The 11,096-nt window shown below is 66.2% G+C and carries 8 protein-coding genes; 4 read left to right on the forward strand and 4 right to left on the reverse strand.

Translation table 11 applies throughout. The annotated features are described in order from the left end of the window. Positions 1–193: 193 nt before the first annotated feature. The gene (locus N415_RS03205; RefSeq protein ID WP_068177160.1) at positions 194–739 is read left to right on the forward strand and encodes a hypothetical protein; all 546 of its coding nucleotides are present in this window, start codon (positions 194–196) and stop codon (positions 737–739) included. A gap of 654 nt (positions 740–1,393) precedes the next feature. Further along, the gene (locus N415_RS03210; protein ID WP_068177162.1) at positions 1,394–3,277 is read left to right on the forward strand and encodes an AMP-binding protein; all 1,884 of its coding nucleotides are present in this window, start codon (positions 1,394–1,396) and stop codon (positions 3,275–3,277) included. Between the two features lie 4 nt (positions 3,278–3,281). Here N415_RS03210 and N415_RS03215 read toward each other — a convergent pair whose 3' ends face one another. Continuing rightward, positions 3,282–3,932, reverse strand: a complete 651-nt coding sequence (locus N415_RS03215; RefSeq protein WP_068177164.1) for a TetR/AcrR family transcriptional regulator — start codon at positions 3,930–3,932, stop codon at positions 3,282–3,284. Positions 3,933–4,032: 100 nt separating this feature from the next. Here N415_RS03215 and N415_RS03220 point away from each other — a divergent pair, with 100 nt between their 5' ends. Beyond that, complete coding sequence (locus N415_RS03220; RefSeq protein WP_068177165.1) at positions 4,033–5,298, forward strand: cytochrome P450; 1,266 nt, start codon at positions 4,033–4,035, stop codon at positions 5,296–5,298. Here the strand turns inward: N415_RS03220 and N415_RS03225 are convergent. Both N415_RS03225 and N415_RS03230 read right to left on the reverse strand, forming a co-directional pair. Beyond that, positions 5,295–6,143, reverse strand: a complete 849-nt coding sequence (locus N415_RS03225) for an NAD-dependent protein deacetylase (protein ID WP_068177167.1) — start codon at positions 6,141–6,143, stop codon at positions 5,295–5,297. The two genes, N415_RS03220 and N415_RS03225, sit on opposite strands and share 4 nt — an antisense overlap. A 21-nt stretch (positions 6,144–6,164) precedes the next feature. Next, positions 6,165–6,710, reverse strand: a complete 546-nt coding sequence (locus N415_RS03230) for an isochorismatase family cysteine hydrolase (RefSeq protein WP_068177169.1) — start codon at positions 6,708–6,710, stop codon at positions 6,165–6,167. 59 nt (positions 6,711–6,769) lie between these two features. Here N415_RS03230 and N415_RS03235 point away from each other — a divergent pair, with 59 nt between their 5' ends. Continuing rightward, on the forward strand, positions 6,770–8,812 hold the full coding sequence (locus tag N415_RS03235) for an NAD(+) synthase (protein WP_068177171.1): 2,043 nt from the start codon (positions 6,770–6,772) through the stop codon (positions 8,810–8,812). Between the two features lie 175 nt (positions 8,813–8,987). Here the strand turns inward: N415_RS03235 and N415_RS03240 are convergent, their stop codons facing one another. Further along, positions 8,988–10,760, reverse strand: a complete 1,773-nt coding sequence (locus N415_RS03240) for a PE-PPE domain-containing protein (RefSeq protein WP_068177173.1) — start codon at positions 10,758–10,760, stop codon at positions 8,988–8,990. Positions 10,761–11,096: the final 336 nt, after the last annotated feature.

Here is an 11,096-nt window from a genome sequence, read left to right on the forward strand (position 1 = left end):
GCCGATGAGGACACCTATGGCCGTGGCATCGAACGTGCCGGTTTGGTTGCCAGGCGTGTCGGCGTGTGTGGTCTTCGCTGTCGTAGTTGTGCTGATAAGCCTGCACCCCCGCTTCCGGAATCGCTACACACCGAGACCTGCAGCGCCCGGCCAGACAACTCTTTTCCAGAGGCGGCCAAGGGGTCCCGCTGTGATGACCACGGAAGTCGTAAGCGTCCTGCACTTCAAATCCGCGGCCGCGTGGCTGGGGGTGATCCCCGGCGTTGTCGTGGCTATCCCCATGATGATCGGACTGCCGCTGCCGATAGCAGTGCCAGCGGCGGCTGCCCCGCTATTGTTGGCAGCCCTGGCGTACCTGCGCCCGAAACGGGCGGTCCAGGGCTGCGAGGTCGACATATACGGCGCTATCACCCTGATACGCGGTGACGTCAGAATTCCCTTCGCCCCCAGCCGTTATCGCTACATCCGGATGCACACGACCCAAAGTGGTGCGTTGAACTATCCGAGCATGATGGTGCTCTATCGCGACACGCGGCCAACGATTTGGACATGGCTGGGCAGTGTCCTCTTTCCGCGGGTCGACGAGGAGCGCGTCGTCTTGTTCTTCAACCGCTGGCACACTGCGGAAGGCTATTTTGTCGGACCACGCGACATGGGTGCCCTGTTTTATCAAGCCTGCGTCCGGGCCGGAAGCACGCCTATTGAAACGAACGGGAGCTGGGAGGCTCGCCCGCGATGAACGCGACATCCCGCGCACAGACCCGGCGCTGACGAAAGGTTCCGAGGCCACTACCACGCTGGCGGTGCCCCCGTGACGGACTCGAATCCGCTACCGCTTCTCCTGCTCGCCGCCGGTGGCGTATCGGGCGTTGGCGCAGTGTTTTTCGTCGTAGGCCGCCGCACCTACCCGAGGGCAAAGGCAGAAGCCCTTCGTCAGGCCAAGGCAGCGGCCAAGGTTGTCGTCACTCAGACTGACGTCAACTCGCCACGGGCCAGCAGTGGTGAGTCGGAGTAGCTAACCTCTCAGGTCAGTACAGCCAGCCGTCGATGGCGGGAGTAGCGGATCCGGAATCGGATGGGGGCTATGAACCGCGCCCTGGCGGGGAAGTGATGCCGGAGTGCCCCCGGATGCACCGGCTGAACACATGACACGAGGTTGCGACAAAACGGACATGACATGACGTGAGACAAACCCGCACCGCCGAAGGTCAGGGGACCGCAAAATGACATCGGAAATGAGAACGTGCACAAGCTCGGCGCCGGCGCCGAAAAATCGGGGCCAGATCGGAGGCCCTCGGCGGTGACGCCCATTGGCCCTTTTGTCCCTCGGGCTCCGGCCATATCATCTGGCAATCATCTGGCATCGGTCACTTTCGTCCGGCAGAGGAAACACATGAACGGTTATCGCGAGCTTTACCAGTCCAGCCTCGATGACTCGACGGCATTCTGGGCCGGGGCCGCGTCGGCAGTGACCTGGATCCGGTCGCCAGGGCGGATCCTCGACGACGAGCGCCCGCCGTTCTACCGCTGGTTTCCCGACGCCCAACTCAACACCTGCGCCAACGCGCTCGACCGGCACGTCGATGCCGGCCGCGGCGGTGCGCCCGCGCTGATCTACGACTCACCCGTGACGTCGACGAAGCGCACCTTCTCGTATGCCGAATTGCTGGATCTCACAGCGCGTTTCGCCGGCGTCCTGCGTGACTTGGGGGTGGGTAAGGGCGACCGCGTGGTCATCTACATGCCGATGATTCCCGAAGCTGTCGTCGCCATGCTGGCGTGTGCCCGAATCGGCGCCGTGCATGCCGTCGTCTTCGGCGGATTTTCCGCACACGAACTCGCCGCTCGGATCGACAACGCCCGTCCCAGCGTGATCATTTCGGCGTCGTGCGGCATCGAACCGACCAGGCTGGTCGAATACAAACCGATGCTCGACGCGGCGATCGACGCCAGCGCGCACCCGCCGCGGCACTGCGTCATCGTCCACCGCGAGCAATTGCGGTGCGGCCTGGTCGACGGGCGCGACCAGGACTGGGACACCCTGATCGGCCGGGCCGAACCGGCGCCGGCCGTCGCCGTCGCCGCGACGGACCCGCTCTACGTCCTGCACACCTCGGGCACCACGGGACGACCCAAGGGCGTGATGCGGGACAACGGCGGGCATGCGGTCGCGCTGCTGTGGAGCATGCGCCACATCTACGACATCGGCCCCGGCGACGTCTACTGGGCGGCCTCGGACATCGGCTGGGTGGTCGGGCACTCCTACATCGTTTACGGCCCACTCCTCGCTGGAGCCACCACCGTGCTCTACGAGGGCAAACCGGTGGGGACCCCGGACCCCGGCGCCTTCTGGCGGGTGATCACCGAGCACAACGTGAAGGCCCTCTTCACCGCGCCGACCGCGATACGCGCGATCCGCCGGGACGACCCCGATGGCACCTGGCTGCGCGAATACGACCGCGCCGGCTTGCAGTCGCTGTTCCTGGCCGGCGAGCGGCTCGACCCCGACACGTACCTGTGGGCGTCGCGGAAACTCGGCGTTCGCGTCATCGACCACTGGTGGCAGACCGAGACGGGTTGGGCCATCGCGGCCAATCCGGTTGGCGTGGAGGAACTTCCGATCAAGATTGGTTCGCCGGGCGTGCCGATGCCGGGCTACCGGGTCGCGATCCTGCAGCCGGACGGCACCGGCTGCACGCCCGGTGAGGAGGGCGCGATCTGCCTGAGCCTGCCGCTGCCGCCCGGGACGTTCCCGACGCTGTGGGAGGACGACGCACGCTACGAATCGTCATACCTGTGCGAGCATCCCGGCTACTACCTGACCGGCGACGGCGGATACGTCGACGAGGACGGCTACCTGTTCGTCATGGGCCGCATCGACGACGTCATCAACGTGGCCGGCCACCGGCTGTCCACCGGCGCCTTGGAAGCCGTGCTGGCGTCCCATCCCGCCGTGGCCGAAGCCGCGGTCATCGGCGTCGCCGACGACATCAAGGGTCAGGTGCCGCGCGGATTCGTCGTCCTGCAGGCCGGGTCGGCGCGGGACGGACTCGAAGACGAGTTGGTTGCGCTGGTCCGTGACGAGATCGGCGCGGTGGCGTGCCTGAAGCGGGTCGACATCGTCTCGGCGTTGCCGAAGACGCGTTCCGGCAAAATCCTGCGCAAGGCCATGCACCGCATTGCGCACGGTCACGACGACGAGATGCCCGCCACCATCGAGGATCCGGACGTGCTGCACGCCCTGCGCCCGGTCTTAAAGCCGGTGGGGAGCCGCTGACCGATCAGCTCGGCGGTATGGGCTCGAGATACAGTGCGCCCCAGATGATTTGAGCCAGGGACTCGGCCAGTTCGGCATCGTAGGTGCCCGGGGCGGTCGGCAGGTTCTGCTGGCAGGCGCGCTCGACCATCCAGGTCAGCGCGCTGGCCGTCGCGGTCGGGGACAGCTCGGGGCGGATGGAGCCGTCAGCCTGCCCGTCCTCGATGACGCGGGTCACGCGCCCGGTGATGGCGGTCAGCAGGTTTCGGTAGGTCGCCCCGACCACCGCGTCGTAGCCGGCCATTTCGTTCAGCGCGACGAGCACCGGTTGGTGGCGCCGGTAGTTTCCGATGATTCCGGCCATGGCGGCGCGGACGTCGTCGGGGTCGTGTCGCCACGCCATGCTCCACCAGCGGTCCGCGCTGTGGGCGAGGTCGGCGAAAACCTGGCCGGCCAGCCGGCGCAACAGGTGGCCCTTGTCCTCGAAGTAGATGTAGAAGCTGGCGCGCGAGATGCCGGCCTCGCTCGACAGCCGGTCCACGCTGAGCTCGGTGAAACTGGCGCCGTCGCGCATCAGCCGCTCGGTGGCGTCCAGCAACCGGCGCTCCATTTGCTCGCGGCGCTGCTGACGACCCTGTTCGCGATTGGCCTGCGCCTTTCGGGTGACCGACGGCATTCGCCCAGCATAACCCCCGTCTCAACATATTGACTAGACATAGTGTCTAGGCATATTGTCGGGCGAAGTGTGTGATTGGGGTCATAAGGGAGGGCCGACGATGACAGTGGCGACCGGGGTGTCCAGCAGCCGTGCCTACGACCCGATCGATCTGTCGTCGCGCGCGTTCTGGTCGACGACCGCGGCGGAGCGGGAGCGCTCCTTCGCGGTGCTGCGGGCCGAGCGCCCGGTGAGCTGGCATCCTCCCGTCGAGGATGCGCTTATGCCCGATCCGGCGGACCCGGGCTACTGGGCGGTCACCCGTCGCGCGGACATCGTCACGGTGAGCCGCAACAACGAGGTGTTCCTGTCCGGCCGCGGCGTGATGTTCGAGAACATCCCCGTGGAGTTGCTCGAGGCGTCGCAGTCCTTCCTGGCGATGGACCCGCCGCGGCACACCAAGCTGCGCAAGCTCGCGCACGCCGCGTTCACGCCCAGGCAGGTCCGCCGCATCGAGGAGTCGATCCAGGCGAACGCCAAGACCATCGTCGAAGAGCTGCGGGCCGCCGGCAGCGGTGCGGATTTCGTCGACCTGTGCGCCAAGGAGCTGCCCATCCGCACGCTGTCGGACATGGTCGGGATCCCGGAATCCGAGCGGCAGCGGATGGCGCACGCGACCGACGCCATGGTGTCGTGGGCCGACCCCGCCTACCTCGGCGGTCGGCACCCGATGGAGGTGTTGTTCGAGAACCAGACGTATGTGCACCAGGTCGCCGGCGCGCTCGCCGCCGAGCGTCGCGAGCATCCCGGCGACGACTTGTTCAGCAGCCTGGTGAACGCCGAGGTGGACGGGGACCGGCTGACGGACGCGGACGTGGCGGCGTTTTTCGTGTTGCTTTCGGTGGCCGGCAACGACACCACCCGGCAGACCATCAGTCACGCGATGAAGGCGCTCACCGACTTTCCCGACCAGCGGGCATGGCTGTTGGAGGATTTCGACAACCGCATCGGCGCGGCCGTCGAGGAGTTCGTCCGATGGGCGACGCCCGTCATGACCTTCCGCCGCACGGCGGCAACGGATGTCGAGCTGGGCGGTCAGAGCATCCGCGCGGGCGAGAAGGTGGTGATGTTCTATTCGTCCGGCAACTGGGACACCGACGCGTTCGATCATCCGGAGCGCTTCGATCTGAGCCGCAGTCCCAACCCCCACGTCGGCTTCGGCGGCGGCGGGTTGCACTTCTGCCTGGGCGCCCACGTGGCCCGGGCACAGTTGCGGGCCATCTTCGGTGAGTTGCTGCGCCAGTTGCCGGACATTCAGGCGGGCGAGCCGACCTACGTGGCGGGCAACTTCGTCCACGCCGTCCGCAGCATGCCGTGCACGTTCTAACGCGCTGCGGTCGGGGACAACTCGTCAACTAGCAACGTCAGCAGCTCCGAGCAGCCGCCGTCGACCTTCACGGTGGCCAGGTCGTCACCGCGGGTGCGTCCCCGATTGACGATCGCGATCGGGAGGCCGAGCGCCGCGGCGTGCCGCACGAACCGGTAGCCGGAGAACACCGTCAGCGACGAGCCCGCGACCAGCAGCGCGTCCGCCTCGTCGATCAGCGAATATGACGTTGCCACAACGTCTTTGGGGACGCTCTCGCCGAAGTAGACGATGTCGGGCTTGAGCATGCCGCCGCAGCGCGGGCAGTCGAGGTAGCGGAACGACGCGGTGTCGGCGACGACGGCGTCGGCGTCGGGAGCCACCGCCAGCCCGCCGACGGCCTCCGCGCGCTCGATAAATCCCGGGTTGAGCGCCTCGAGCTCTTCGGCGAGCGCGGCCCGGCTCATGCCGTACCGGCAGCTCAGGCATACCACCCGCGCGTAGGTGCCGTGCAGGTTGATGACGCTTCGGCTGCCGGCCTTGGTGTGCAAAAGGTCGACGTTCTGGGTGATCACGCCGGTCACCACGGAGGCGCGCTCCAGCGCGGCCAGCGCCCGGTGCCCGGCGTTGGGCGCGGTGTCGTCCATGTGCCGCCACCCGACGTGGTTGCGCGCCCAGTACCGCTGCCGGAACACCGGATCCGAGGTGAACTGGCGGATGGTCATCGGGTTGCTCGGCGGCGAATCGGGGCCGCGATAGTCGGGAATGCCCGAGTCGGTGGAGATGCCGGCGCCGGTCAGGACCGCGACCCGCCGGCCCGCGAGCAGCGCGACGAGTTCGGGCGATTCCGCGCGGCTAAAGGTCACCCGTTCGAGGGTACGGGCAATTCAGGAGGTCTCGAGGCAGTCGGCGGCCGTAGTGAGCTCGGCGGACATGTTCTGCTGCATCATCTTCAGCGCCGCCTTGCCCAGATCGGCGTCGATGTGGGCAACGGCATCGGTCGGGATCACGACGGGGAAGTGGCGCACGTAGGCGTCGAGCGCGGTGTACAGGATGCATTGCTCGGTGACCTGACCGGTGAGGATCAACCGCTTGGTCTCCAGGCGCCCGAGCAGATAGGCCAGCGCCGTCGCATAGAAGGCGCTGTGGCGGACCTTCGTCATCACCCGGCAATCGTCGCCCGGCACGATCGGCTTGACCAGATCGGGCCGCGCGCCATCGAGCGCGGAGCCGACGATGTCGGAGAACTGGGCGGCGAAATTGCCGTAGTTGTCGTTGACGTAGATCAAGTCGACGCCGTCGGCGTTCCGCGCGCGGCGAATCAGGTCGGCAAGCGGGTCGATGATTTTTTCGACATTGGGTATCAGATCCTCAGCGTCGGGATGCTGATACGTGTTCATCATGTCGACGATTACGACAGCGGTATCGCTCATGCCGTTGGGGATACCCGGCGGCGACGAGTTGACGCCCGTCGGGCGACAATGGGAGGGTCATGGACTTTTACAACGCCTACCACCAGGGTTTTGTCCGCGTCGCCGCCTGCACACACCACACCGCGATCGGCGATCCGGCGGCCAACGCCGAGTCGGTGCTGCGGTTGGCGGCCCAATGCCACGACGACGCCGTCGCGGTGGCCGTCTTCCCGGAGCTGACGCTGTCCGGGTACTCCATCGAGGACATCGTCCTGCAAGACCTGCTGCTCGACGACGTCGAAGGCGCCGTCGCCGACGTCGTCGCGGCTTCGGCCGACCTGTTGCCGGTGTTGGTCGTGGGCGCCCCGCTGCGCTACCGGCATCGCATCTACAACACCGCGGTGGTGATCCACCGGGGCGTGGTGCTGGGCGTCGTGCCGAAGTCCTACCTGCCCACGTATCGAGAGTTCTACGAGCGCCGCCAGCTCGCGCCCGGCGACGACGAGCGCGGCAACATCCGCATCGGCGATATCGAGGCCCCGTTCGGTCCGGATCTGCTGTTCGCCGCGTCCGACCTGCCGGGCTTCGTGCTGCACGTCGAGATCTGTGAGGACATGTTCGTGCCGATCCCGCCCAGCGCGGAGGCGGCGCTGGCGGGGGCGACGGTGCTGGCCAACCTGTCCGGCAGCCCGATCACCATCGGGCGCGCCGAGGACCGTTGCCTGCTGGCGCGCTCGGCGTCGTCTCGCTGCCTGGCCGCCTACGTCTACGCCGCCGCGGGGGAGGGCGAGTCGACGACCGACCTGGCCTGGGACGGCCAGACCATGGTCTGGGAGAACGGCGTGCTGCTCGCCACGTCCGAGCGCTTCCCGAAGGGGGAGCGGCGCAGCGTCGCCGACGTCGACCTCGAGCTGCTTCGCGCGGAACGGCTGCGGATGGGCACCTTCGACGACAACCGGCGCCACCACCGGACGACGGCAGAGTCGTTCCGGCGCATCGAGTTCCGGCTCGACCCGCCCGCCGGCGACATCGGGCTGCGCCGCGAGATCGAGCGCTTCCCGTTCGTGCCCGCCGATCCGCAAAGGCTGGAACAGGATTGCTACGAGGCCTACAACATTCAGGTCTCCGGTCTCGAGCAGCGGCTGCGGGCGCTGGACTACCCCAAGGTGGTCATCGGGATTTCCGGCGGGCTGGATTCGACGCACGCGCTGATCGTCGCCGCCCGTGCGATGGACCGCGAGGAACGGCCGCGCAGCGACATCCTGGCGTTCACGCTGCCCGGCTTCGCGACGGGAGATCGCACCAAGCGCAACGCGATCGAGCTGTGCCGCGCGCTGGGCGTCACCTTTTCGGAGATCGACATCACCGAGAGCGCGCGGCTCATGCTCAAGGAGATGGACCATCCGTTCGCTCGCGGCGAGAAGGTCTACGACGTCACGTTCGAGAACGTCCAGGCCGGCCTGCGCACCGATTACCTGTTCCGGCTGGCCAACCAGCGCGGCGGGATCGTGCTGGGCACCGGTGACCTCTCGGAGCTGGGGCTCGGCTGGTCGACATACGGCGTCGGCGACCAGATGTCGCACTACAACGTCAACGGCGGTGTCCCCAAGACGCTGATCCAGCACCTGATCCGCTGGGTCATTTCGTCGGGCCAGTTCGAATCGGACGTGTGCGAGGTGCTGCAGTCGGTGCTGGACACCGAGATCACGCCGGAGCTCGTCCCGAGCGGCGAGGAGGAAGAGCTGCAGAGCAGCGAGGCCAAGGTCGGACCTTTTGCCCTGCAGGACTTTTCACTCTTCCATGTGCTGCGCTTCGGGTTCCGGCCGTCGAAGATCGCCTTCCTGGCGTGGCACGCCTGGAGCGACCCGGAGCAGGGCAACTGGCCACCGGGTTTCCCCGAGGACAAGCGACCGTCGTACTCGCTCAAGGAGATCCGGCACTGGCTGGGAGTGTTCGTGCAACGCTTCTACTCGTTCAGCCAGTTCAAACGCTCCGCGCTGCCCAACGGCCCCAAGGTGTCGCACGGCGGAGCGCTTTCGCCGCGCGGCGATTGGCGCGCCCCGTCGGACATGTCGGCGCGCATCTGGCTCGACGAGATCGAGCGCGAGGTCCCCGAAGACTAGGCGGGGTTACGCCTTCGCGCGGCTCCAGTCCTGGTATTGAAGTTCCGCCAACAGCAGTGGGTCGGCGCCGGGATTCTTGACGTGCCAATCGTCTGGCATCGGGCCAAGTCGCCTGTCTGTGACTGTTCGCTGGGGCCGTCATCGTGGTAGCTCAAGCCCTGACGTTGGGCTCCGGCTATGGGTTGAGTGGGTCTGTCGTGCCGGTGAAGTCGGCGACGATGGAGGTGGCGGCGTGCTCGATAACTCGGAATTCGAACCCGGTCGCCAGCGTCACCAGCGCCGTATCGGCGGCGACGGGAGCGCCCAGCGCGTAGACGAGCCCGCCGACAGGATCACCATCGAACGCTTGCTTGACGCCGCTTAAGAAGAGGTTGATGTCGTAGGACGGCATGGAGATCGTAAGCGCATTCGCGATATCGGCCGTCGGAAGCAGAGTCGCGTAGGCGTCGGAGGCTGCGCCCGAGACCGCGGTGGCCAAATAGCTGTTCGTGCCCTGAAGGGCACCGATAACGCTGTCCGGTGAGGCGAGGACGGACATGACCCCGGCGAGCGCTCCGGGTCCGCCGGTTACGCCAGCTCCCACTGTGGACGCGAGGCTGGGCAGTGACAAGGTTGAGAACGACGCACCTGCCGAGGCGGCCTCTGCGCCGATGTCGCTGATGAACGAGTTCAATCCTTGCTGGGTTCCGGTGCCAAGGGCCTGGAGCACGGTGACGGGGCTGACTGGTGGAATGACCCCGAATCCGGTTGGGACGTTGGGCGCGTCGGGCGACCAGCCCTGGGTAGTGCTGCCGTAGCCCAAGTCGACGATGACTCTCAAGTCGGGTTGGATTAGGTCGGCGACAGGATGTCCTATCACCGGAATTGCCCGCACGGGGTCCAACAGCGGCAGGTTCGCCGTGGGATAGATGTAATAGTCGGTCAGCGTGGGTCCCGCCGTGTTCGTCAGCTGGACTGCGGTGGTGGGGTCCATGTAGGGATATTGGCCGTGCAACTCGATGATGCCGAAGAAAGCGTTGACATCTGACACGATGTCGAGGGGGTATCGCGGGAAGTCGGCGAAACCGTCGTACTCGATCGTGAAGATCTTGGTAGGGAACGAATTGTCCGGAGTCGCCAGGCCGAACGTCAAACCCAGACTAGGCAGGCTCAATCCCGGGAAACGAGTGAGCAAGCCGCCGTTGGGATTGCTCACATCACCGACGAGTGTGAAGTTCAGCGTCACCCCCGGCGGCAGATTGCTCCCGCCCGGGGTGTTCGTGGGGTTGAGCGCCATCATTTCCTGGGACACGATGTTCGCGCTCTGCGAGTAGCCGAAGACGTTGATCTGGGTGGCCCCGGAGGCGATTGTCGACTGGATTGCGTTGTTGAGGATTGAGACGCCGCGCGCAGCCGACACGTCGAAGGTCAAATCCTTGATGCCGGTGAGCGGATACAGCCCCTCGGGCGTGGCGATGCCGACATTGGTGCCGCTCATGCCCGGGTTCCACAATTGGTCGAGATATATCTGCGGAAGCAACGTTACGTATTCCGGGATCTGCCACGGTATCGGGTAGCCGCTGGCACCCAAGATCAAGTTGGTGATGCCGGCGGCGGGGGTCGCCGTACCCCCGCCAAGAAGCGACGGGAACGCCGAGGTGATCTCGTTCAGCGCGGCCGACACGGCGTTCGCCACCTCTGTCTCGGCGTAGGCAAGTCCGGAACCGCGCAGCAGCTGGACGAATTGACCTTGGAATGACGACGCCTGCGCGACTGCTGCGTGATACTGCGCGGCGTACGTGTTGAACACTGTCGCAGTGGCCGCTGACACTTCGTCGCCAGCCGCTGCGATCAGCGAGCTCGTTGGACGAGCCGCCGCCGAACTGGCCTCTCCGATCACCGAGCGAATCCGCGAAACCTCTGTCGCCGCCGCGGCCATTGCATCCGGTTGTGTGACCAAATACGTCATCGATCGATCCTTGCCTCGGTATGGTTGTGATTTTCACTGAAGATCTTCCGGCCCATTCCCGCGCTTGCGGTCGCGGCTTTTGTCCCCGAACGCGTCACAACATCGGCGCGATTGTTGAACAGCGAACGCCCCGCCGCATCCTTCATAGGCGGTTATGCCGCCGCGCGACGGAGATCCCGTTCCGTGGGCTGCGATGGCGAGACTGAGCAGCCCTACTACTGGCGTGCTGACGCCTGCCAGCGTTCATCAGCTATTCGAGCTGCTGGCGGAGAGGTACACGATCTCAGCCCTTTCCTAACATTCGATAAGTGGGGATAGTCAACGGCCGGGAAGTCA

The organism is Mycobacterium sp. UM_CSW, from assembly GCF_000455205.1.
Taxonomy (GTDB): Bacteria; Actinomycetota; Actinomycetes; order Mycobacteriales; family Mycobacteriaceae; genus Mycobacterium.